At 72.0% G+C, this 23,047-nt stretch carries 18 protein-coding genes; 12 read left to right on the forward strand and 6 right to left on the reverse strand.

From position 1 onward, the window contains the following. Nucleotides 1-26: 26 nt before the first annotated feature. Genes ON26_RS21465 through ON26_RS21480 form a run of 4 tightly spaced genes read left to right on the forward strand, consistent with a single transcriptional unit; the run spans nucleotide 27 to nucleotide 3,450 of the window. On the forward strand, nucleotides 27-413 hold the full coding sequence (locus ON26_RS21465; protein WP_040798020.1) for a hypothetical protein: 387 nt from the start codon (nucleotides 27-29) through the stop codon (nucleotides 411-413). Continuing rightward, entirely contained in the window at nucleotides 406-2,034 is a 1,629-nt protein-coding gene (locus ON26_RS21470) for a PPE domain-containing protein (protein WP_040798021.1), read from the forward strand. The genes ON26_RS21465 and ON26_RS21470 overlap by 8 nt, the downstream gene beginning before the upstream one ends. Then, the gene (locus tag ON26_RS21475) at nucleotides 2,031-2,900 is read left to right on the forward strand and encodes an ESX secretion-associated protein EspG (RefSeq protein ID WP_040798022.1); all 870 of its coding nucleotides are present in this window, start codon (nucleotides 2,031-2,033) and stop codon (nucleotides 2,898-2,900) included. The genes ON26_RS21470 and ON26_RS21475 overlap by 4 nt, the downstream gene beginning before the upstream one ends. Nucleotides 2,901-2,919: 19 nt before the next feature. Then, nucleotides 2,920-3,450, forward strand: coding sequence for a gamma carbonic anhydrase family protein (locus ON26_RS21480; protein WP_040798023.1), 531 nt, complete (start codon nucleotides 2,920-2,922; stop codon nucleotides 3,448-3,450). Nucleotides 3,451-3,473: 23 nt separating this feature from the next. On the opposite strand, the gene ON26_RS21485 is transcribed toward ON26_RS21480, so the two are convergent. Together ON26_RS21485 and ON26_RS21490 are read right to left on the reverse strand one after the other, a co-directional pair. Further along, nucleotides 3,474-4,100, reverse strand: coding sequence for a phosphoribosyltransferase (locus ON26_RS21485; RefSeq protein ID WP_040798024.1), 627 nt, complete (start codon nucleotides 4,098-4,100; stop codon nucleotides 3,474-3,476). Nucleotides 4,101-4,113: 13 nt separating this feature from the next. Next, nucleotides 4,114-4,968 (reverse strand): carbon-nitrogen hydrolase family protein, encoded by an 855-nt coding sequence (locus ON26_RS21490; protein WP_051027327.1) that lies wholly within the window; start codon nucleotides 4,966-4,968, stop codon nucleotides 4,114-4,116. A 62-nt stretch (nucleotides 4,969-5,030) separates the two neighbouring features. Between ON26_RS21490 and ON26_RS21495 the strand changes: the two genes are divergently transcribed. Further along, nucleotides 5,031-6,860, forward strand: coding sequence for a DEAD/DEAH box helicase (locus ON26_RS21495; protein WP_040798025.1), 1,830 nt, complete (start codon nucleotides 5,031-5,033; stop codon nucleotides 6,858-6,860). 136 nt (nucleotides 6,861-6,996) lie between these two features. Beyond that, complete coding sequence (locus ON26_RS21500) at nucleotides 6,997-10,329, forward strand: bifunctional RecB family nuclease/DEAD/DEAH box helicase (protein ID WP_245545944.1); 3,333 nt, start codon at nucleotides 6,997-6,999, stop codon at nucleotides 10,327-10,329. A gap of 16 nt (nucleotides 10,330-10,345) precedes the next feature. On the opposite strand, the gene ON26_RS21505 is transcribed toward ON26_RS21500, so the two are convergent. Both ON26_RS21505 and ON26_RS21510 read right to left on the reverse strand, forming a co-directional pair. Then, nucleotides 10,346-11,524, reverse strand: coding sequence for an amino acid deaminase/aldolase (locus ON26_RS21505; protein WP_040798047.1), 1,179 nt, complete (start codon nucleotides 11,522-11,524; stop codon nucleotides 10,346-10,348). A 53-nt stretch (nucleotides 11,525-11,577) separates the two neighbouring features. Then, entirely contained in the window at nucleotides 11,578-12,057 is a 480-nt protein-coding gene (locus ON26_RS21510) for a hypothetical protein (protein WP_040798026.1), read from the reverse strand. A gap of 431 nt (nucleotides 12,058-12,488) precedes the next feature. Here ON26_RS21510 and ON26_RS21515 point away from each other — a divergent pair, with 431 nt between their 5' ends. Further along, the gene (locus ON26_RS21515) at nucleotides 12,489-13,235 is read left to right on the forward strand and encodes a tyrosine-protein phosphatase (RefSeq protein WP_040798027.1); all 747 of its coding nucleotides are present in this window, start codon (nucleotides 12,489-12,491) and stop codon (nucleotides 13,233-13,235) included. 4 nt (nucleotides 13,236-13,239) lie between these two features. Here the strand turns inward: ON26_RS21515 and ON26_RS21520 are convergent, their stop codons facing one another. Continuing rightward, nucleotides 13,240-14,445, reverse strand: a complete 1,206-nt coding sequence (locus tag ON26_RS21520; protein ID WP_040798028.1) for a class I adenylate-forming enzyme family protein — start codon at nucleotides 14,443-14,445, stop codon at nucleotides 13,240-13,242. A gap of 119 nt (nucleotides 14,446-14,564) precedes the next feature. Then, on the reverse strand, nucleotides 14,565-15,368 hold the full coding sequence (locus ON26_RS21525) for an enoyl-CoA hydratase/isomerase family protein (RefSeq protein WP_040798029.1): 804 nt from the start codon (nucleotides 15,366-15,368) through the stop codon (nucleotides 14,565-14,567). A 38-nt stretch (nucleotides 15,369-15,406) separates the two neighbouring features. On the opposite strand from ON26_RS21525, the gene ON26_RS21530 reads away from it, so the two are divergent. The 5 genes from ON26_RS21530 (at nucleotide 15,407) to ON26_RS21550 (ending at nucleotide 22,957) form a co-directional block, all read left to right on the forward strand. Then, nucleotides 15,407-16,429, forward strand: a complete 1,023-nt coding sequence (locus ON26_RS21530) for a glutathione S-transferase family protein (RefSeq protein WP_040798030.1) — start codon at nucleotides 15,407-15,409, stop codon at nucleotides 16,427-16,429. 125 nt (nucleotides 16,430-16,554) lie between these two features. Beyond that, complete coding sequence (locus tag ON26_RS21535; RefSeq protein WP_051027329.1) at nucleotides 16,555-17,322, forward strand: hypothetical protein; 768 nt, start codon at nucleotides 16,555-16,557, stop codon at nucleotides 17,320-17,322. Then, nucleotides 17,319-18,293, forward strand: a complete 975-nt coding sequence (locus ON26_RS21540) for an ABC transporter ATP-binding protein (RefSeq protein WP_051027330.1) — start codon at nucleotides 17,319-17,321, stop codon at nucleotides 18,291-18,293. Before ON26_RS21535 ends, ON26_RS21540 begins: the two co-directional genes overlap by 4 nt. Beyond that, nucleotides 18,290-19,069: an ABC transporter permease gene (locus ON26_RS21545; protein WP_040798031.1), complete on the forward strand. Its 780-nt coding sequence runs from the start codon at nucleotides 18,290-18,292 to the stop codon at nucleotides 19,067-19,069. Before ON26_RS21540 ends, ON26_RS21545 begins: the two co-directional genes overlap by 4 nt. 195 nt (nucleotides 19,070-19,264) lie before the next feature. Next, nucleotides 19,265-22,957, forward strand: coding sequence for an ABC transporter ATP-binding protein (locus ON26_RS21550; RefSeq protein ID WP_083884269.1), 3,693 nt, complete (start codon nucleotides 19,265-19,267; stop codon nucleotides 22,955-22,957). Nucleotides 22,958-23,047: the final 90 nt, after the last annotated feature.

Below are 23,047 nucleotides of genomic sequence, written 5' to 3' on the forward strand. Positions count from 1 at the left end.
GCACGACGAGTAAGGGGGACGGTGCGGTGCGACCACAGTTGGCGGCCCTGGCCAGAGCGGCCGAGGAGGGCTCGCTCCACATCGACGGGGTGCTGATCGCCGAGGGCGCGCACGAACGGTGCGCGCGCCGCTACGAACAACTCGCCGACGACGTGGAGGCGCAGCTGGCGGTGCTCGGCCCCGCCACCTCGCTGCCCGGTTTCGGAGGCTTCGACTCCGGTGCGGCACTGCGGCAGGGATTCGAGGGCAAGGCCGACACCGCACTCGACCTGCTGCGCGAATACGCCGCCTCCGCACGGGAACTCGCGCGCGTATTCCGTGCCGCGGCCGCGGCCTACGACGCCACCGACACCGCACTCGCCGGCTCGCTCACCGCCGTCGATCCCGCACCGCGGGAGGCGGGCCGTGCGTGAGATCCCCCTCGCCGCCGAGCGCGGCGAGCACACCCGCACCGATCCCGCGTACGCGCCGAACGCCGAGGTCTTCGACGGCCTCACCCACGCCGAGATCTTCCGCAATGTCCAGGCCATCGACCCGAGTCTGCTGAGCGCGGGCGCGCAGTCCTGGCAGGCGACGGCGACCGGGCTCGCCGACGCGGTGTCGCAGGCGCACACCGAGATTCGCGGCGCGATCGCCGACGGCTGGCGCGGCGCCGCGTCGAGCACCGCCGCCGCCGCCGTGGCCGCGTTCGAACTGCAGGGCAGGCAACTGGCCGACGTGATGGCGGTGGTGTCCCAGCGGCTGGTGCGCGCGGCCGAGGCCGCCGAGGCGCTGCGCTCGGCGGTGGGGATGCCCTCGGCGGCGCAGCCGGATCTGGCCGCCGCCCTGCTCGATCCGGCCCAGGCGACGGCGAACGTCGACACCCAGAAGACCGTCGAGGGTGAGCGGCTGGACGTCGTGCGCGCGATGGACACCATCTATATCCCGGCCTTCCTCGGCGTCGGCGTGGACGTGCCCGCCTTCCCCGACGCCGTGACCGCCACCGATGCCGGGCTCTCGTCCGGCGCTCCCGGCACGGCGGGCGCCACGGCGCCGGGGCGCGATGATCCCGCGGCGACCGTCGCGGCACAGGCCGCCGTGGCGACGACCGCTGCGGGCAATCCGGCCGCGCCGGTATCCGCGGCGCCTGCCGCGAGCGCGCCGGTCCCGTCGACCGCGCTGCCCACGGCCGGCGCCGCTGTCGGCGCACCGACGGGTGGGCCCGGAGGCACTGTCCCCGCGCGGTCCGCGTCGTCGGACTCCACGAGGCGCGCGGGGGTCGCCGGCGCTGCCCGGGCCGAGAGCGCACCCACGCGCGCCACAGTTCCCCCGACCTCGGCACCGACGGGTTCAGCACCGATCACCGGCGGGCCCCGACCGGCTTCCGACAAGGAACGCAGGCGCGACGGGGCGAGCACGACCGCGCAGGCCGCCGCCGTCGACGGCGCACCCGCCCCCGACGCGCCCGAGGCCACCTACGGCGCGAGTGTGACCGAGGCGGGCGCGACCGCGGCTGCCCTCGGCACCGGCGCAGCCGGGCACGAGACGAACCCGAGCGGGACCGACCAGAGCACGCCGGGCACGCGTGGATCCGATCGCGACGGGGAGTCGGCGGTCGGTGCCGGAGCGGGCGCCGGAGCGGTCGGCGGCCTGCTCGGCGGTGCGCTCGCGGCGGGCGATACGCCACGTTCGGGCTCGTCGGTGCCGGCGAACGCCGCACGTACCGAGCGGGACCGGGGTGACGAGGACGATGAACTGGACTGGGCGGAGGAGGATTTCGTCTTCGACGATCTGGAACTCGCATTCGACGGCGGGCACGGCTCCGGCCGCACCGACCAGGGCTTCGGCGCATCCGGTTCCCATGACCTCGATCTCGATGACTCCGGTTTCGGCGACTCGAGTTACGGCGGCTCTGGTTACAGCGGCTCGGGTTACGGCGGCTCGGGCTATGCGGATCTCGACCCCGATACGACCCGCGCACCGGCGGGCGAGCTGATCGGCGATCTGGATCCGGCGACGCCCCCGGTGGTCGGCGATTGGACCGAGCGCGAGTGACCTGGACGCTGACGCCCGACCAGTTCGCCGCGGCGTGGGCGCGCACCGACGGCGATCGCATCCCCTATCCGCTGGCGGTGCGCCCCTCCGCCCGCGACGCGTTCGAACGCGCCGCCCGGCAACCCGAACTCGACGAATGGTGTGCGCGCACGCTCGACGCCGACCTCGAAGCCGCCCTGCGGGTGCTCGCCCGGCCCTCGGTACTGGTCGAGGTGTTCGGACGGCAGGCCGGCGGCGCGAGCGCGGAGACGGCGGACAGCGACGAACCCACCACGGCGATCGCGCCCCCACCCGAGAACGAACCGGACGAGTTCGTCGATCGCACCGCAGCACCGGACGCCCGTCCGGTCCGGGTACTCGGCGCGACCTCCGGCAATATCGCCGTGGTCGCCGCCCAGCGCCCCGGATCCGATCCGGAACGGGGCGGGCCGGTGCGGCTCTACGTCGGCCATCCGGACAACCTCGCCGCGCGCGTCGTCTCGGTGCTGCCGGAGTGCCCGCCGGGTACCGGAGCGCGGCTGAGCGCCCCGCTGGCGAAGGTGAAGATGGATAGCCGCGATCTGGTGACGGTGCCGGTCTCCGGCCCGACGACCGACGCCCGGATCCGCAGGTTGCTCAACCGCCCGCGGGCCGGGATCGGGCAGATCGTGGTCTCGGCCCGGCGGCGCGCGGGCGCGGCCGAGCCCGCGCGCCTGCGCCCGTTCGGGGTGCTGTGCTGGATCGATGTCGGCGGCGACGGACGCTACGCGGTGCGCACCGGCGCCGAGGTGCATGTCGCGCCGGTCACCGCGGAGACCTTCGGCGCGCACCTGCGACCGATGCTGGAGGCGGCCGAGAAGACGGCCGCGCATACCGAACGCTGGTGAGCCCGCCTACGGTGGGGCAGTGCCCCTCTACGAATTCGAAGGCAAACGGCCGCAAGTGGATCCGACCGCTTTCCTGGCGCCGAACGCGATGTTGATCGGCGATGTGCGCGTCGCCGCCGGTGCGTCGATCTGGTACGGCGCGGTGCTGCGCGCCGATGTGACGCCCATCCTGATCGGCGAGAACGCCAATGTGCAGGACAATTCGGTGCTGCACGGACCGGAGGACGCACCCATCGAGATCGGCGCCGGGGCGACCATCGCGCACGGTGTGGTCTTCCACGGCGCCGCGCTGGGCGCGGGCTCGATCGTCGGCAACAACAGCACGGTGCTGGACATGGCGCGCATCGGCGTGGGCAGTATGGTCGCCGCGCACTCGGTGGTCTCGCCGCTCACCGACATCCCCGACGGGGTGCTGGCGGCGGGCTCGCCCGCCGTGGTGAAACGCCCCGTGGAGGGCACCGCGGCCGAGGAGTGGTTGCGCATCAGCACCGGCTTCTACGTCGATCTCGGGCGTCGCCACCGCGACGGGATCACCGAAGTCCCACGCTGACCCCGCCACCCGGCAGGCGGCATTCACCGCAGCAGCGCCGTCACCTCGTCGTCGGCGAGCTGGTGGAAGTCGATGTACGCGCCGCCGACGCCGCCGAGTTCCGCGGGAATCCAAGGGCAGACCACTTCGTCGGCCTCCCCGGACACCCAGGAGTGCGCCTCGACCGAGGAGATCGGGACCGCGACCACCAGGCGGGCGGGCGAATGCGAGCGCACCACCCGGCAGGCCGCCACCATGGTGGCCCCGGTGGCCATGCCGTCGTCCACCAGGATCACCGTGCGACCGCCCATGGGCAGCGGATCGTGGTCGCCGCGCAGGGCGTGCACCCGGCGGGCCAGCTCGGTCCGTTCGGCGCGCTCGACCTCGGCCAGCTGTTCCCGGCGCACGCCGATCCGGCGGATCACGTCGTCGTTGAGCACCCGGACCCCGCCTTCGCCGAGCGCGCCCATGGCCAGTTCCGGCTGCCAGGGCACCCCCAGCTTGCGGACCAGCAGAATGTCGAGATCACCGCCGAGGGCGCGGTGCACCTCGGCCGCCACCGGCACGCCGCCCCTGGGCAGGCCGAGCACGAGCGGTTCCGCCGCGCGCAGGTGCGCCAGTGCCGCGCCCAGCGCGCGACCGGCGGCGAACCGATCGGCGTAGTGGTTCATCTCGGTTCGAACGCTACTCCTGCGTGCGCGCGGTGATGGCGAATCGGCGCAGCGCCAGGCTGGGATTGCGGGTGCGCACGGCGTCGAGGTGGTCGAGCTCGGCGGTCGCGGTGAGCACGCCGGTGTCGGCGCCGAGTTCGGCCAGCACCGCGCCCGCCGGATCGATGATCATCGACGAGCCCGAGCCGAGCGGTTCGGCCTGGTCGGCGGCGGCGAGATAGACCGTGTTCTCGATGGCGCGGGCCCGGAGCAGGGTGGTCCACTGGTCGACCTTGCCCGGGCCGGGGATCCACTGCGCGGGGACCGCGATCACCTGCGCGCCCGCCGCCGCGAGCCGCCGGAATCCCTCGGGGAAACGCAGGTCGAAGCAGGTCTGCAAGCCGATGGTCACCCCGTCGGCGGTGAAGGTGACCGGTTCGGTCAGCGGTCCCGGCTCGACGACATCGGACTCCTTGTGACCGAAGGCGTCGTAGAGGTGCACCTTGCGGTAGACGGCGATCCGCTCGCCTGCCGGGTCGACGGCCACGAGCGTGTTGCGGATGCGGGCATCGCCGTCGCTGCCGGTCTCGATCATGCCCGCGACCAGGTACACCCCGGCGTCGCGAGCGAGTGCGGCCAGACCGGAAGTGAACGGGCCGTCCAGCGGCTGGGCGGCGGGCAACACCCGCTCGTCCAGTCTGCGCACCGCGTGCATCGCGTACTCCGGGGCGATCACCACGCGCGCGCCGCGCCCGGCGGCCGCGCGGACGTGCTCACCGAGCGCCGCGAGGTTGGCTTCGGGGTCGGTGCCGGGAGTGAACTGGACCACCCCGACAGTCACCGCGGGGCCGCGCTGTCGCTGTTCGGAGGCCTCGTGCTCGAGTTGCATAGGTCTCACCGTATTCACCCGGTGACCGGGGAGGCCACCGGCAGGCAGTAAACTCCTGGTCAATGAGTACCAATCAGGTCGACAGCGTTCCTGGCGACGACGACAGGGACACGGGCGGAACCGAAGCCGGTTCCGACTCGGCCGGCCCGTCCTTCGCCGACTTGGGCATCGACGACCGCATCCTGCGGGCTATCGCCGATGTCGGTTACGAGAATCCCTCCCCCATTCAGGCGGCGACCATCCCGCCGCTGCTGGACGGCGCCGATGTCGTCGGTCTCGCGCAGACCGGCACCGGCAAGACGGCCGCCTTCGCCATCCCGATCCTGATGGGTCTGGAAACATCCGGCAAAGCGCCGCGCGCCCTGGTGCTCGCCCCGACCAGGGAGCTGGCCATCCAGGTCGCCGAGGCCTTCGGTCGCTATTCCACCCACATCCCCGGTCTGCACGTGCTGCCGATCTACGGCGGCCAGAGCTACGGCGTCCAGCTCTCCGGCCTGCGCCGGGGCGCCCAGGTGGTCGTCGGCACGCCCGGCCGGGTGATCGACCACCTGGAGAAGGGCACGCTCGACCTGTCGCAGCTGCAGTACCTGGTGCTCGACGAAGCCGACGAGATGCTCAAGATGGGGTTCCAGGAGGATGTCGAGCGCATCCTCGCCGACACCCCGCGCGAGAAGCAGGTCGCGCTGTTCTCGGCGACCATGCCCTCGGCGATCCGCAAGATCTCCAAGCAGTACCTGCGCGAGCCGGTCGAGATCACCGTCAAGGCCAAGACCCAGACCGCCACCAATATCACCCAGCGGTGGGTACAGGTCTCGCACCAGCGCAAGCTGGACGCGCTGACCCGGGTGCTCGAGGTCGAGCCGTTCGAGGCGATGATCATCTTCGTCCGCACCAAGCAGGGCACCGAGGAACTCGCCGAGAAGCTGCGCGCCCGCGGTTTCTCCGCCGCCGCCATCAACGGCGACATCGCCCAGAACCAGCGCGAGCGCACCATCGGCCAGCTCAAGTCCGGCACACTGGACATCCTGGTGGCCACCGACGTCGCCGCGCGCGGCCTGGACGTGGACCGCATCTCGCACGTCGTCAACTACGACATCCCGCACGACACCGAGTCCTATGTGCATCGCATCGGCCGCACCGGCCGGGCCGGGCGCAGCGGCAAGGCGCTGCTGTTCGTCGCGCCCCGCGAACGCCACCTGCTCAAGGCCATCGAGCGCGCCACCCGGCATCCGCTCGAGGAGATGCAGCTACCCAGCGTCGAGGACGTGAACGCGCAGCGTGTGGCCAAGTTCGGCGACACCATCACCGACAACCTCGCCTCGTCGAACCTGCCGCTGTTCCGCAAGCTCATCGAGGACTACGAGCGCGAACACAACATCCCGCTGGTCGACATCGCGGCCGCGCTCGCGATCGGTTCCTACGACGGCGACAACTTCTTCATGGAGCCGGAGCCGGAACCGGAACGCCGCGAACGGGTTCCGCGTGATCGTCCGGCCCGCCGCTTCGACGAGGAGCGCGGCGCGCCCACCGGCGGCTCGCATCATCGTGCCACCGGCGCCGAACTGGCCACCTACCGAATCAGCGTCGGCAAGCGGCACCGGGTGGTGCCGGGCGCGATCGTCGGCGCCATCGCCAACGAGGGCGGCCTGCGTCGTAGCGACTTCGGTCATATCAGCATCCGGCCCGACCACAGCCTGGTCGAGCTGCCCGCCCATCTGCCGGAGGAAACTCTGGAGGCATTGCGCCGCACCAGGATCAGCGGCGTGCTGATCCAGCTGCAGCTGGATTCGGGCCCGCCCGCGCATCGGGCGGCGACTTCGTTCGGCAGCCGGGGTCCGCGCCGCGAGCGCGACACCGGCAAACGCCAGGAACGTCGCAAGCCGCGCTCCTGACCCCGGGCTTCCCCGAGGTCAGAGGCACTGGCTTACAGTGTTGCCGACCGGCGCGCAGCGGACGCGCCGGTTGCTGGTGTCCCGGCCGGCGGCCGTCCAACGGGAGGGGCGTGTGTTCGTCTTCGGTGATCGTGTAGTGGCCACCGCCACCGATCTGGTGCGAGCGGCGCGCTGCGAGTTCGCCGTGCTTCGCGCGCTGGACGCAGAGCTCGGCATGCTCGACGCTGTCGCCGGCGCTCCCGGTCCCACCGGCTCTTCCGGCTCGCCGGCATCGAGCGGATCAGCACCGCTGCACGCGCGCATGCGCGCGGAGTACGGGTCGTCCATCGCCGAGATCGCCCCGCACAACCCGCTTTCGACGTCGGGCACCGGAGCCGATGCCCTGCGCGCCGCCCACGCCGCCACCCTGGGCGCGCTGCGCGCGGGCGCGCGAGCGGTGCGGAACGCGACCTTCCTCACCGACGGATTCGCCGCCTGCTGCGCCTATCTCGTGCGCGACGAGCAGGCGGGCCTCGTCCTGCACGGAACAGCGGATTCGCCCGGCACCCGGATCGACACCGTGCTCGAACTCGCCGCCTGCGCGGAGATCACCGCGAGCGCTGGAATCGCCGCGGGCTCGGCACCTCCGGGCGGGGTCGGCGCGGCCCGGATCGCCCCCGCGCTCGTTGTGCACTGCGGCTCAGCGGTTTCCGAGCACCCGCTCGACACGGCAGCGGCGGTGTACCGGGCGCGGCGCGAGCGGGTGGGCGAGATTCTCGAGGAGAAGCTGGGCGAACTGCTGCCCGTGCAGTGGGGCGATCCGCGCTATCTGGCCTGCGGGCAGTGCCCGGTGTGCCTGCCCGAGCTGACCGCCGCGCGGGATCTGCTGCTGGTGGCCGGTATGCCCGGCACCGTCCGGGCGCGGCTGCGCGATGCCGGAGTGCACACGATCGACCGGTTGGCCGTCCTCGACGACGAGGTGCCGGGCCTGTCCGCCCGCACGGTGGCGGCATTGCGCGACCAAGCCGGTCTGCAATTGCGCACCGAGTCCTCCGGAGCGCCCGCCTACGCGCTGCTGGATCCGGTCATGCCGGCCGCGCTGCCCCCGGCCCATCCCGACGACCTGGCCCTGACCGTCGAGTTCGGCCCCACGGGCCGCGCCGAGCGCTGGCGCCTCGGGGACCGCGGCGGCACGCTGCTGAGCGTGCCCGCCGGGCATCGCCCGGTCACCCAGGTGCTCGGCTACGCCGACGCGCATCTGCGCGCCCATCCCGGTGCGCACCTCTACCACTACGCGGGCGAGGTGCGGACGGCGCTGCTGTCGCAGGGCGACGGTCTCGGCGACGAAGAGTTGCTCGACGACCTGCTGCACGCGCGCCTGCTGGTGGACCTCTACCCGGTGGTCCGCAATGCGGTGCTCATCGGCGTCGGCTCCTATCGCCTCGACCGGTTGCGGGCCCTGCTGCCCGACGATCGCCCCGACGACGTGGCGCTGTTGCTGTTGAGCGACTGGCTGCGCCGCCTCCCGGAATCCACGCGGCGCCACGAATCGGCCGTGGCAACGCCTCATCCCGGCGAGGACCAGCGGCTTCGACCGACGCAGCCGGACGGCCATCGCACCGATGGCGGGGCGCAAAGTCCGCCGCCGCCGCCGTCGTCGGTCGAAGCCGCGCTGGCCGAATACGCTGCCGAGCAGGACGATTCGGCTCATCCGGCCGCGGTCATGGCGGCGATACTCGGCTACCGGCGGCGGGAGCGGCGGGCGTCGAGCTGGGCGCACACCGACCGGCTGACCCATCCGGTGCGGGAGTGGGCCGACGCGCCGGGAGTACTCATCGCCGACTGGGGCACCGTGGACACCAAGTGGCATCGCAGCCCGGACGGCGCGACCATGCGACGGTTCCTCACCCTGACCGGGCGGATCGGTTCCGGCGGCGGCTTGCGGCCCGGACCGACCGGCACCGCAGCGCCCGCCGCGCTGCCGCCGGGCACCAGGGTGCACACCTTCTACGACCGGGTGGGCGCGTTCGGGCGGCGCACGACCGGGACAGCGGTGGTGCTCGGATGCACGGTCGATGCCGATTTCGACGACGCGGTGCGCTTGGAGGAGATCCTGCCGGAGGACGGCGCGCCCTACGGCGATCTTCCGATCGCCATCGCTCCCGGCGTGCCGGAGTGGGATTTTCGCGCGGAGGCCGCGGTCGAGGCGACCGCCCAGCGGCTGCTGATGACCCTGCCCGAACTGCCCTCGGGCGCGTTCTTCGACATCCTCGGCAGGCGGGCGCCCCGGCTGCACAGCGGCGCCTTGCCGCCGGTGCACGGCGATCACCTCGCCGCGCTCACCGCGGCCGTCGCCGGTCTCGACGATTCCTATCTGGTGGTGCAGGGTCCGTCGGGGACCGGGAAGACCGACGTCACCGCGCGGGTGGTCGCCCAGCTGGTGACCCGCAGGCACTGGCGGATCGGCATCGTGGCACACAGCCGCCCGACGGTGGAAAACCTGTTCGAGGCCATCGTCGCGGCCGGCGTGCTGCCGGAACTGGTCGCCGAATCCGAGGCCGAGACCGTCGCGCCGGAGTGGGCGGTGATCGACCCGCAGCGGTTCGCGCGATTCCTCGATCAAGCGGTCAACGGTTGCGTGATCGGCGGCCTGCCGGGCGATTTCACCGACCCGGCGCGGGTGCCCGCGGGCAGCCTGGATCTGCTGGTGGTCGCGGACGCGGGCCGGTTCCCGCTCGCCGAGGTGGCCGCGGTGGCAGGCGGCGCGCGCTCGCTGCTGCTGGTCGGCGACCCGCAGCCCGCCCTCGCGCGGGCCGCTCATCCGGCGCCGGTGGCGGACTCGGTGCTCGGCTGGCTGCTGGACGGACGCGATACGGTGCCCGCCGGACGCGGCTACTTCCTCGATCGCACCCGCCGGATGCATCCGCGGGTGTGCGGCCCGCTGTCGCGGCTGTACTACGACGGCCGACTCTCGGCGGACGAAATGATCACCACCGCAAGGCAACTCGATGGAGTCGCACCGGGCATCGAGACGGTGACGGTCTCGCACCACGGCGATTCGACCGAGTCGGTGACCGAGGCGCGCGAGGTGGTGCGCCAGGTCCGCGGCCTGCTCGGGCGTTCGTGGAGCGAGGGCGGCCAGACCCGGCGGCTGCATCCGCACGACCTGTTCGTCATCGCGCCCTACGAGGCGCAGGTCGGGCGCATCCGAACTCTGTTGGCGCGGGCCAAGATCGAGGATGTGCTGGTCGGCACGGTCGACCGGTTCCGGGGCAGGGAGACCGCGGTCGTACTGATCTCGATGACCACCTCCGCGCCGCAGGACGCCCCGGACGGCATGGCGGCGTTGTTCTCCCCCGGCCTGATCCGGGCCGCGGTGAGCCGGGCCATGTGGAAGGCCATCGTCATCCGCTCGCCGCTGCTCACCGCCTATCTGCCGGAGACGCCCGAGGAGCTCACCGAGCCGGGCAGGTTCCTGCGGCTCGGGTGAACTCCGTCGCGGCGGTTCAGCCGAAGTTCTTGCCCTCGCCCCGGTAGGTCGGCACCGTGGTGCGGGATCCGTCCGGCTCGACCAGGTGCACCACGTCGAAGCGCTCGCACAGTTCACCGGCCTTCGCGTGCCGGAACCACACCCGGTCACCGATGCGCAGGGACCGCGCGCCCGACAGCGGCGTCTGAACCTCGCCCGCGCCCTCGGTGCCGAGCAGTCCGAGTCCCTCGGGCCACACCGGTTTCGGCACGCGCGCGGCGCCCGCCGGGCCCGAGGCGATATAGCCGCCGGCGAACACGGTGGCGATACCGGGGGCGGGCGTACGCAGCACGGGGGTGGCGAAGAACAGCGCCGGGCGCGGAGTGAAGGCGCGGTAGTGGTCGAACAGCGTCGGAACGTAGAGGCCCGACCCGGCGGTGACCTCGGTGACCTGCGGGTCGGCGGCGCTCACCTCCAGCGAGCCGGTGCCGCCGCTGTTGACGATGCGCAGCGGGCCGGTCACCGAACGCACCGCGTCGAGGACCGCGGCGCGACGGCGGCCGATCTCGGCGGCGGAGAGCTTCTTGACCAGGCGCACGGCCGGATTGCTGTCGGGCAGGCCGGCGATCTGCGCCTCGTAGGTCATCACGCCGACGACCTGGAAACCTGCGGCTCCGGCGGCGCGGGCCAGTTCGGCGGCCTGGTCGGGCGTGCGCAGCGGGGAGCGCCGTACGCCGAGGTGCACCGGCCCCAGACGCAGCGAGGCGTCCACATCCAGGCACACCCGGGGACGGATCCGGTCGCTGCCGAGTGCGGCGCGGGTCAGCTCCAGCTGGGCCGTGTCGTCGATCATCAGGGTGATCGAGGACAGCGCTGTCTCGTCGGTGCCGAGCTCGGCCAGCGCGGCACGATCGACGGTCGGATAGCCGAGCAGGATGTCACGGGCGCCGAGCCGGGCCAGCCACAGCGCTTCGCGCAACGAATAGGACATGATGCCCGCGAAGCCGCCGTCGGCGGTCAGGCCGGAGCCGAGCACCGACTCCAGCACGGCACGACAGCGCACCGACTTCGAGGCGACCCGGATCGGCGTGCCGGCGGCGCGGCGCACCAGATCGGCGGCGTTCGCGCGCAAGGCGGTGAGATCCAGCGCCGCGAGTGGCGGATCGAGGTCGGCGGTGGCCGCGTGCAGCCCGGGAATCGACGAGGTCTGGCTCACCTCGTCCACTCAACCACCAAGTTGGACAGACGTCCAGTACCGCGGGGACGCGTTCAGACCTCGACCGCCCGCGCGGTCAACCCGCTGACCAGGTCGTCGAGCACCACCAGGGTGGTCTCGTCGTCGCAGCACGCCAGCCAGCGCAGTACGGTGCCCTGCAACATCGAGACGCAGTAGGCGGCGATCGCGTCGACCGGCTCCAGCCACTGGGTGTTCGACCGCTCCGCGCACAACTCCAGGAAGGCGGCGATCTCGGCGTCCATCTGGCGGAAGGTGGTCGCCGCGATGGGGTCGGCCACGCATTCGGAACTGGCTTCCCAGCGTTGCCTTATGGTGCGGACGGTGGATTCGTAGGCGGTGATCTGTTTGTACGGGGTGGCCTTGACCAGTGGCCAGTAGGCCGTGATGCCGGCGTGCAACAGCACTCGCAACGCCCGAACTCCGCCGTGATCGAGCGAGGCTGCTGCCGTTTCGACCGCCTCGCAGACGGTCGGCCGCAACCGGCTTTCCACAATTTCTCCACGTGCGCTCAACGACGACTCCCTCGGCGAAAGACCTCGCGCCCCTGCACGGCGCGACTCGCTGAACTCGGCGGACAGTCCAGCTTCCACCGGACCGTCCGGTCCAACGTTCATCAATGGTAGAGGGTTTCCATGATTTGAGAACGGGTACAGCGCTAATTTTCATACTGAAAGATTGTTTTGTTATCCGACCGGGACTCCACCGCAACGTTGCGGGGCTTGCCTTCTGGCCGAACCCGCGCCTCGGGACCCTCGCTACCCTGTTCGGCGCGGGCAGGATTGTTCATCCGGTACCCGCACCTCGCTTCAGAGTACGGAACGATCACCGCAAGGCCAGGCCATGTGGCCGATTACACACTCCGGATCGGCACCACACCGGCATTCCGGGCACCGACCGGGTCACATGTTGCTCGCCGGGCACCGGCCGTCGATAGCCTGTAGCCGTGACCTCCCCGTCTTCGGCCGATCAGTTCCACATTCCCGGCACCTTCAACTTCCGCGACACCGGCGGGCTACGCACTGCCTCCGGCGCTCGGATCCGCCCCGGCGTACTGCTGCGGTCGGCTCAGCTCAGCGGTCTCGGCGAACGCGGTCACGCCGTGCTGCGCGAGCTGGGCGTCACCGACGTGCACGATCTGCGTGGACTGCGCGAGATCGAGAACATCGGCCACGACAATCTGCCCGACCACGTCCGGCTGCGGGTGACACCGTTCGACTCGCGGATGGGCGCGGCCCCGCCACACGACTCCGACGGCACCTCCGCGCTCGCCCACATGCTCGAGGTCTACCGCGTGTTCCCGAAGCTGCCGGAGGCCAATGCGGCGATCACCGAGATCGCCGAGTCCATCGCGCGCGGACAGGGCGCGGTGCTGGTGCACTGCGCGGCCGGCAAGGACCGCACCGGATGGGCGGTCGCCACCCTGTTGCGCGCGGTCGGCGTCGTCGAGGAGGACGTCTACACCGACTACCTGCTCAGCAATCACGCCGTGCCGGCATTGCGCGCGATGCTGGCCGAAACCCTCGGCCGCGGCGCGGAGCCGTCCACCGATCTGCTCGGCGTGCGCGAGGAGTACCTGCGGATCGCCACGGATTCGGTGCGGGAGCTGCACGGCGACCACGATGTCTTCCTCGACGCGGCCGGTATCGACGCCAAGCTGCTCGAGCGCTTGCGCGAACGGCTGCTGGTCTAGCGGCTCACGCGGTCGCCCGGTGCACCAGCCCGTCCGCGGTGATGCGGACCTGGTCGCCGGTGCGGAACCAGCCGCCGGTGAACCGGTTGGCCGTCGAGGCCGGGTCGTTCCAGTAGCCGTTGCTGACATTCGGTCCGCGACACAGCAATTCGCCGACTCCCGTGGCGGCGCGTGGACCCGCCAGCGCCAATTCCGTTCCGCCGAACGGGCGTCCGAGCACGGAGCCCGCATCGGCGTCGGCGACCGCGAGACCGATGCCGCTGGTCTCGGTGGAGCCCCACAGCCGCCAGTGCCTGGCCGCGGGGAAGGTCTCGCGCAGCGCCTCGGCGACATCGCCCGGCGCCGGCGCCGCGGGCCGCGTACGCCTGCCCGCACTGCTGAGGCGACGCACGCCGTGGGTACACAGGCCGTCCGAGCGCATGGCTGCCAGCGTGGAACGCAGGCCGGCGAACACTTCGGGGGTCGCCGAGATCATGTCGACCCGTTCTGCCACAAGGGCTTCGGCGATGCCCGCGGTGTCGCGCGCGAAGACCACGGTGCCGCCGACGGCGAAGGTGGGCAGCAGCTGGTCCACGCACCCGCGCGTGCCCGCCAGGGGTAGCAGGACCAGGTTGCGCACGCCGTCGGTCGGCAGATCGAGGGTCGATACCAGGGACCTGACCGCCGAGAGCAGATTCTCGTTGGTCAGTTCCACGCCCTTGGACTCGTGCGGATCGCTGGTGTAGCAGAGCACCGCCAGCTCGTCGAGCGAGGCGCCGTCGTCGATGAACGACGGCCCGTCGGGCAGAGGCGCGCCCGTGCCGAGCACGAAATCGGCCGCGCTGTCGGCGAGTACCTGCTCGGCGACCCGGTGCGGCAGACCGCTCGGCACGAGCACCGGGACCGCCCCGCTGAGCAACGCGCCCAGGAAGGCGCGGACCCAGCGCAGACCCGCGGGCATGCGGATGGCGACCCGGTCGCCGTAGCCGATGCCGTGCTGCTGCAATCCGCCGGCGATGCGCGCCCCCGAATGCCACAGCTCGCGGTAGGTGAGCCGGGGCCCACCCACCTCGACGACCGCCTCCCGGTTCGCGAAGGCGTGCACCTGACGGTCGAGCAGCTCCGTCAGCGCGGGATTGAGATTGCCGTACCTGAGCACTCCGTCGGCGCCCCGCGCCATCGGGGCGTGCCGACCGTCCACCGGGTACTCGACCACCATCTGCTGCGTCATTCGTCCTCCGCGGCGCCTGGATCCAGCAGGCCCCTGAACTATATGACGCGGATCACAATTTCGCGGGCAATCGTCGTTTCGCCGCGGATCGGCTCGCCGGCGGGCCGATCCCGCCGGGGTCAGCGGCCCCGATAGGTCGCCTTGCCCGGGCCGTTCTCCAGGAAGCTGCGCACGCCGCCCTGCAGGTCCTCGGTGTCGAAGAGCACGCCGGAGACCTCGGGGGTCACCGCGTCGGCATGGGCCACGCCGCCGGAGCGCCAGGCCTCGATGATCTTCTTGGTGGCCGCGTGCGCCTTGGTCGGGCCGTCGGCCAGCTTGTGCGCCAGCGCCAGCGCCGCCGGGTCGAGATCGTCGTGGATGTAGTTGACCACGCCCCAGTCGGCCATGGTGGCGGCGTCGTAGAGGTCGGCGGTCATCACGAACTCGCGGGCGCGGCCGGAGCCGACACGCTCGGCGAGCCGCTGCGGGCCGCCCATCGAGGGGGTCAGCCCGACCACGGTCTCCACCAGGCCGAACTTCGCCTTCGGAGTGGCCAGGATGATGTCGCAGGCCAGTGCCACCTCGAAGGCGGCGGTCAAGGTGAGCCCGTGCGCGGCGAACAGCACCGGGCACGGCAGCGCCTCGAGCGGATGGATGATGTCGTCGAAGAGCCTGCGCCACAGGGCGGTACCGGTCTCGACGGTCAGCCCGTCGAAGGTGTGCACGTCGACGCCGCCGGAGACGACCTTGCCCTCGGCGCGCAGCAGCACCGCGCGCGGCGGATTCGCGGACAGTTCGGCGATATCGGCGACCAGGCCGTCGAACATGGCCTGGTCGAACAGGTTCAGCGGCGGATTCGCCAGCGTCAGAACCGCGACTTCGGCGCCTGCCGCGGTGGTCTCACGGTCCAGCCGGGTGGCGGTCTTCGAGGTGTTCTCGCTCATACCGGCAGCCTAAGGGGTCGATCTGCAAGACTGGCCGGGTGACCGAGACGGAATCCACAGCCGGTTCCTACGTCGAGCCGGGCGAGTTCAAGCGCGACACCAACTACATCACCACCCGGATCACCGCCGACGGCCGTGACGGATATCCGGTCGAGTCGGGGCGGTATCGGCTGGTCGCGGCCCGTGCCTGTCCGTGGGCCAATCGCACGCTGATCGTGCGCAGGCTGCTCGGCCTCGAAGACGCGATATCGCTGGGCCTGTGCGGGCCCACCCACGACAAATACAGCTGGACTTTCGACCTGGATCCGGGCGGGGTCGACCCGGTGCTCGGCATCCCCCGCCTGCGTGACGCCTACCTGGCCCGTTTCCCCGACTACCCGCGCGGTATCACGGTGCCCGCGATCGTGGACGTGCCCACCGGGCAGGTGGTCACCAACGACTACGCGCAGATCACCTTGGACTTCTCCACCGAGTGGACGCGGTTCCACCGGCCCGGCGCGCCACAGCTGTATCCCGAGGAGCTGCGCGCGGAGATCGACGAGGTCGCCGAGGTGATCTTCCGCGATGTGAACAACGGCGTCTATCGCTGCGGATTCGCCGGCGCCCAGGACGCCTACGAACGCGCCTACGACCGCCTGTTCGCCCGGCTGGACTGGCTGACCGAACGGCTGTCCAACCAGCGCTACCTGGTCGGCGACACCATCACCGAGGCCGACGTGCGGCTGTTCACCACGCTGGTCCGGTTCGATCCGGTCTACCACGGCCACTTCAAGTGCAACCGGCAGAAGCTCAGCGAGATGCCGGTGCTGTGGAGCTACGCGCGCGACCTGTTCCAGACGCCGGGCTTCGGCGACACCGTCGACTTCGCGCAGATCAAGACCCATTACTACGCGGTGCACACCGATGTGAATCCGACCGGCGTGGTGCCCAAGGGCCCCGACCTGTCGAACTGGCTGTCCCCGCACGGCCGCGAAGCGCTGGGCGGGCGGCCGTTCGGCGACGGAACCCCGCCCGGCCCACCGGTTTCCGGCGAGGAGGTCACCGGCGGTCCCGGCGCCTGAGCCGGCCGGGTTTTCCCGCTCCGAACGGGGGAACCCGGTCTGCACACGGATCGTTGCCGTGTTGGGCCGGCGTGGGTTCGGTGCCATAGAGTTCAGCCAGGCCGGATCGAAGGGGTAGTGAGGTCATGAGTAACGGCGCGTTCGAGAAGACCGTGATCGCTTTGCTGGAGAACGGTGCCAAACTGCAGGGCCCCGCTGTCGACAAGTACATCGAGCGCCTCCGCCGGGCGCACCCCGGAGAGAGCCCGAACCAGATCGTCGCCCGCATCGAGAAGCAGTACCTGCTCGCGGTGACGGGAAGCGGCACGGCGGCGGGCGCCACCGCGGCCATGCCCGGCGTCGGCACGGTCGCCTCGCTGGCCACGATCACCGCCGAGACGGCGTTCTTCCTCGAAGCCTCGGCGCTCTACACGCTGGCCATCGCGGCCGTCCACGGGGTCGCCCCGGAAGCCAAGGAGCAGCGCAGGGCACTGGTGCTCGCGGTGGTGCTCGGCGACAGCGGCATGCAGATCGTGGAGCGCTCGGTCGGGCGGTCGGCGAAGAACTGGGGCACCCTCCTCGGCGAGAAGGTGCCCGGCCTGTCCGGCATGAACGACTCGCTGATGAAGCGGTTCATCGTGCGGTTCCTGACCAAGCGCCTGGCGCTGATGGCGGGCAAGGTGATCCCCATGGGCATCGGCGCGGTGATCGGCGGCGTCGGCAACCGGGCGCTGGGCCGTGCGACGGTCGACAATGCCCGCAAGGCCTTCGGCCCGCCGCCGCTGGACTGGTCCGGACACCGCGTCCCGGTGATCGACGCGGCCCCGATGACCGCCATCGATGCCGCGAAGCAGGCCGGTCCGGCGCGGCACAACGGATCCACGAAGGCCCCGAAGCCGATCGAGCGCCGGTGACGGCGACGCGTCCCGCCATCACCGTTCGTGGGCTGACCAAGCGCTACGAGTTCGTCCCGGCGCTGGCGGAAGTCGGCTTCACCGTCGCGCCGGGCACGGTCACCGGCCTGGTCGGCCCGGCCGGATCGGGCAAGACGACGGTGCTGCGCGTGCTACTCGGCTTCACCGCCCCGGACGCGGGAAGCGCGCAGATCGGCGTCACCGGTCCGGTGGGCGCGGTGCTCAACCCGCGCGGGCTGCATCCGGCCAGGGCCGCCGCCGATCACCTGGACGTCTACGCCGCCGCGGCCGATGTCCGACGCGACCGGGTGCCGGAGGTACTCGCCGCGGTCGGGCTCACCGACCAGGCGCGTACTCGCGCGGGCGAACTGTCCTTCGGCCAACAGACCCGGCTGGCGCTGGCCACCGCGCTGCTGCCCGATCCCCGGGTGCTGCTGCTGGACGACGCGATCGAAGGGCTCGACGCCGCCGAACGCGGCAGGCTGCACGACCTCCTGCGCGCTCACGCCAGGCGCGGCGGGGCGGCGCTGATCACCGGCGCCACGCTGTCTTCGGTGGTGTCGACGGCCGATCAGCTGGTCGTGCTCAGCGAAGGCTCGGTCGTCTATACGGGCACCCCGGCGAAACTGCGGCGGGGTAATCCCGACCGGCTGATCGTCGCGGCCCCGGTGCCCGTGGCGCTGGCCACCGCGCTGGCCGCGCGCGGCTTCACCGACGCGGTCATCCGCCAGGACGGGCGGCTGGCGGTGGCCGAGGCGACCGAGCCGCAGATCCGCGAGATCGCGAGCGCGGCCGGGGTGCGCATCGACGGCATCGTGGCCGACCCGATCCACCCGGATCGCGTGCTCGCCTCGCTCACCAAGCCGCGGACCACGACGCCGCTGCACGCACCGCCGTCCTTCGTGCCGCAGCCCTCGCCCTATTCCGCGCCCATGCGCCCGCCGCCGATGCCTCGAGGAATGCCCCGATGACGACGCTGCCCAGGGAACTGGTGCCACCACTCACCGCCGAAGCCCGCAAGGTGATGACCCTGCGCTGGTGTGTGCTGCTGGCCGCGCTGCTGCCCGCGGTCGCGCTGGTCGCCGCTTCGGTGACCGCGGCCATGGCCGGGCCGGTGGATCCGCGCGCGCAGCCGGTCACCGGGGCCGCCACCATCGGCCTGATAATGGCGATCCTGGCCGCCGTGCTCGGCGCGGGCGCGTTCGGCGCGGCGCTCACCGGTGGCGAGTTCCGCTACGGCTCGATGCCGGTGACCGTGGTGTTCACACCCGATCGCGACCGGCTGGCCGGCGCGAAGCTACTGGTGATCGCGGCTGCCGCGGCCGCCGTGGCGGTGGTGACCGAGCTCGTCGCGCTGGCCTGCCTGTTCCTCTTCGGACGCGGCAAGTTCGACTTCGACGGCAGGCTGTGGGCGATGCTGGGCACCGGCCTGTTCGCCACGGTCTGCTGGGCGCTGATCGGCGCCGGGGTCGGTCTGATCCTGCGCACCTCCACCGGCGCCGTCGCGGCGCTGCTCGGCTGGCTGCTGATCGGGGAGCCGTTGGTCTGGATGGTCGCCGAGGGGCTCGGCCTCGGCGGGGTGGCCACACTGCTGCCCGGCTCGGCCACGGTCGGCGCCGTGGCGGTCGGCTCGTTCGAGGACGCCGGGGTCTTCGCGCCGACTCCGGCGGCGCTCGTGGTGCTGCTGCTGTGGGCCGTCGCGAGCGCGGGCGCGGGCTGGTGGATGCTGCGCGACCGCGACCTCTGAGCACAGCGTTCCCCGTCTCGCCCCGCGGCGGCGCCGCACCCACCCGTCCCCCGTCGGCTGAAAGGTCCCGGCGTGCAACCGTGGCCTGGTCGGGGCCGGTGTGTCCGGGCGAACACGTCGCCTGTCGGCCGGGATGGCTAACGTCGAACACGGTGACGTGACATGGGACTGCGGAACGGTGGTGTCGGCGAGGCGATGGTGACTGGTGCGGCGGGGGTGTCGGCGGCGGCCGGGTCTGCGGGGAGCGATTCCGATGCGCCCGGCTGGATTCGCCGGTTGTGGGCGGAGAGCCTGCGGCATCCCGGCACGCTCGCCGGAATCGGCGGCACGCTGCTGGCGGGGGCGCTGGTCGAGGTATCGGCGCCCCTGTTGACCAAGCGGGCGCTGGACGCCGCGAGCGTCGGCGATACCGGAGTCATCGGAACGGTCGCGATCCTGCTCGCGCTGCTCGCCGTCGGCCGGTTCGTCGCCGCCTTCGGGCGCAGGCTGCTCGCCGGTCGGCTGTCGCTGGACGTGCAGCACGGACTGCGGGTGCGGGTGTTGCGCTCCCTGCAACGGCTCGACGGGGCCGGGCAGGACGCGCTGCGCACCGGGCAGGTGGTCTCCCGGTCGATCACCGATCTGCAGCTGGTGCAGGGTCTGCTGGCCATGGTGCCGCTGTCGGGGATGGCGCTGTTGCAGTTCGTGCTGGCGGCGGCGGTGATGCTGTGGCTGTCGCCGCCGTTGGCCGTGGTCGCGCTGCTGGTCGTGCCCGCTATCGGGGTCATGGTCTACCGGATGCGGCCGCGGCTGTTCGCGGCCACCTGGTCGGCCCAGCAGCGGGCCGCCGACCTGGCCCAGCACGTCGAGGAGACGGTCACCGGCGTGCGCGTGGTGAAGGGCTTCGGGCAGGAGGCCAGGATGGTCGATCTGCTCGAACGGCACGCCCGTCGCCTCTACAGCGAACGGATGCGGGCCGCGGTCATCGACTCCCGGTTCGCGCCGGTGGTGGCGGCCATCCCGCAGGCCGGTCTGGTGGCGGTGATCGCCTTCGGCGGCTGGCTGGCCCTGCGCGGCGGGATCAGCGTCGGCACCTTCCTCGCCTTCGCCGCCTACGTCTCGACCATGACCTCGGCGACCCGCGCGATGTCCTCGGTGATCATCCTGGCCCAGCTCACCAGGGCCGCCGCCGAGCGGGTCTACCAGGTCATCGACACCGCGCCCACGCTCGTCGACCCGCCGCACCCGAGGCCGCTGCCGGACGGCCCGCTCGGCATCGAGATCGACGCGCTCACCTTCGGCTTCGAGCCCGACCGGCCCATCCTGCGCGATTTCGACCTCACCGTGCGCCCCGGCGAGACCGTCGCGATCATCGGGCCCGCCGGGTCGGGCAAGACCACCCTGTCACTACTGCTGCCCCGCTTCTATGCCCCGGACTCCGGTTCCATCCGGCTCTTCGGGGCGAACGGCGCCGCGGATGGACACGCGCACGCCGGCATCGACCTCGCCGACCTGCGCGCCGACGAACTGCGCGCCGCCGTGGGCGTGGTCTTCGACGACCCCTTCCTGTTCTCCGACACCATCGCCGCGAACATCTCCCTGGGCAAGCCCGACGCGACCGACGGCGAGATCCGCCGGGCCGCGCAGATGGCCGCCGCCGACGAGTTCATCTCCGAACTGCCCGATGGCTACGACACCGTGGTCGGCGAACGCGGGCTGACCCTGTCCGGCGGACAGCGGCAGCGCATCGCCCTGGCCAGGGTGCTGCTCGCCCGGCCGCGGATTCTCGTCCTCGACGACGCCACCTCCGCCGTGGACGCCGTCACCGAGGCCGCCATCTTCGACTCCCTGCCCGATCGGGGCGGCCGGACCACGATCATCCTCGCGCACCGGGAGTCCACCCTCGCCCACGCCGAACGGGTGATCCGGCTGCCCGGCGCGGCCCACCCGGTGGCGCCCGTCGCCGAGCCGGTCCCGGTCGTGCGGACACGCAAACTCGCCGCCGCCGCCAAACCGGGCGGTGGTTTCGGCCGCGCGGCCGCCGACATCGCCGAGACCCCGGAACTGCGTCGCACGCTGGCGGCGCTGCCGCCCGCCACCGAGGAGCCCGGGCTCGACGACGCCCGGTTCCGAACCCCCGACCCCGGCTTCCGGCTGACCCGGCTGCTGCGCCCGGTCCGCCTGCTGGTCGCCGCCGTGGTAGCCCTGCTCGCGGCCGACGCGGTGCTCGGCGTCGCCTTCCCGCCGCTGGTCCGCTACGCCCTCGACACCGGGGTCGGCCAAGGCGAATCCGGGGCCCTGGTGCGCGCCGCGGTCATCGGCATCGCGCTGGTGTCGGCCGCACTGGCGGTCGGGGCGGTGACCATCGTGCTCACCGCCCGCACCGGCGAACGGGTCCTCTACGGGCTGCGGGTGCGCAGTTACGCGCACCTGCAACGGCTGGGCCTGGACTACTACGAGCGGGAACTGTCCGGCCGGATCATGACCAGGATGACCACCGATGTGGACGCTCTGTCGAGCTTCCTGCAGACCGGCGTGGCCACCACCCTGATCGGGCTGCTCACCGTGGCGGGCATCTCCGTCGCACTGCTGGTCATCGACCTCTCGCTGGCGCTGGTCATGCTCGCCGCGGTGCCGCCGCTGATCCTGGCGACGGTGCTGTTCCGGCGGGTGTCCGCCACCGCGTACTCGATCTCGCGCGAGCACGTGTCGGCGGTGAACGCCGACTTCCAGGAGAACGTCACCGGCCTGCGCGCGGTGCAGGCCAACCGGCACGAGCCGTTCGCCGCCCGCCGCTTCGCCGAGTACTCCCAGCGCTACCGGAATTCCCGGATGCGCGCGCAGCGGGCGATCGCGCTGTATTTCGCGTTCGTGGTGTCGTGGGCGGATCTGGCGCTGGCCGTGGTGGTGTTCTTCGGCGCCCGCGAGGTGGCGACCGGCGCCACCACGCCCGGCACGCTGGTGGCGTTCGTGCTGTATCTGCAACTGCTGTTCGGCCCGATCACCCAGCTCTCCCAGGTCTTCGACGGCTACCAGCAGGCCAGGGTGGGCCTGCGCCGCATCGGCGACCTGCTGCGCACGCCTTCCTCGATCGCCGCCGATCCCCCCGAGGCGACGCCGATCACCGGCCGGCTGCGCGGCGAGGTCGAGTTCGACGACGTGCGGTTCAGCTACCCCGGCACCAGCAACCCGGCGCTGAGCGGGGTGAGCATCGACATACCCGCGGGCGCTACCGTCGCACTGGTCGGACCGACCGGCGCGGGCAAGTCGACCATCGTCAAACTGCTGGCTCGCCTCTACGACCTGCCCCGCACCGAGGCGAGCGGCGGATCCATCGAGGTCGACGGCGTGGACCTGCGCGACTATCGTCTAGCCGACTACCGCGCCCGGCTCGGGATCGTCCCGCAGGAGGCTCACCTGTTCACCGGTGACGTCGCGAGCAACATTGCATTCGGGAAACCATCCGCGAGCGAGTCGGACATCGCCGCCGCCGTGGCGGCGGTGGGCGCGACCGACATGATCGCCTCGCTGCCGCAGGGGCTGCGCCAGCCGGTGGGCGAACGCGGTCGCGGCCTCTCGGCGGGCCAGCGCCAGCTCATCGCACTGGCCCGCGCCGAACTCGTCCGTCCCGATCTGCTGTTGCTCGACGAGGCAACCGCCACCCTCGACCCGGACACCGAGGCATCGGTGCTGGCAGCGAGCAGTTCCGTGGCCCGGGGGCGCACCACCGTGGTGGTCGCGCACCGGCTGGCTACCGCGGCCAGGGCCGACGCCATCGGCGTCGTCGAGCGCGGGCGCATCGTCGAGTTCGGGCCCCACGACCGGTTGCTGGCCGAAGGCGGCGCGTACGCGCGACTGTGGTCCGCGAGTCCGGCGACCGCGGTCCACGGCGCGGTCACAGAAGGGTGACGCGAGCGACACCGTCCGGAAGCGAAGGAATAAGGTCATCGCCGGACGGGTCGAACACAAATGGGTTCGGTTCCGGCGGGTGGTGCTGGC

Origin of the sequence: Nocardia higoensis NBRC 100133 (genome assembly GCF_000308595.1) — a bacterium.
In the GTDB taxonomy this organism is placed as follows: Bacteria; Actinomycetota; Actinomycetes; order Mycobacteriales; family Mycobacteriaceae; genus Nocardia; species Nocardia higoensis.

Bases quoted from the DNA above. Each gene is read 5' to 3' on its own strand.
- ON26_RS21550 (WP_083884269.1), top strand. From the start codon at position 19,265: ATGGTGACTGGTGCGGCGGGGGTGTCGGCGGCGGCCGGGTCTGCGGGG.
- ON26_RS21520 (WP_040798028.1), bottom strand. From the start codon at position 14,445: ATGACGCAGCAGATGGTGGTCGAGTACCCGGTGGACGGTCGGCACGCC.
- ON26_RS21495 (WP_040798025.1), top strand. From the start codon at position 5,031: ATGAGTACCAATCAGGTCGACAGCGTTCCTGGCGACGACGACAGGGAC.
- ON26_RS21545 (WP_040798031.1), top strand. From the start codon at position 18,290: ATGACGACGCTGCCCAGGGAACTGGTGCCACCACTCACCGCCGAAGCC.
- ON26_RS21490 (WP_051027327.1), bottom strand. From the start codon at position 4,968: ATGCAACTCGAGCACGAGGCCTCCGAACAGCGACAGCGCGGCCCCGCG.
- ON26_RS21485 (WP_040798024.1), bottom strand. From the start codon at position 4,100: ATGAACCACTACGCCGATCGGTTCGCCGCCGGTCGCGCGCTGGGCGCG.
- ON26_RS21535 (WP_051027329.1), top strand. From the start codon at position 16,555: ATGAGTAACGGCGCGTTCGAGAAGACCGTGATCGCTTTGCTGGAGAAC.
- ON26_RS21525 (WP_040798029.1), bottom strand. From the start codon at position 15,368: ATGAGCGAGAACACCTCGAAGACCGCCACCCGGCTGGACCGTGAGACC.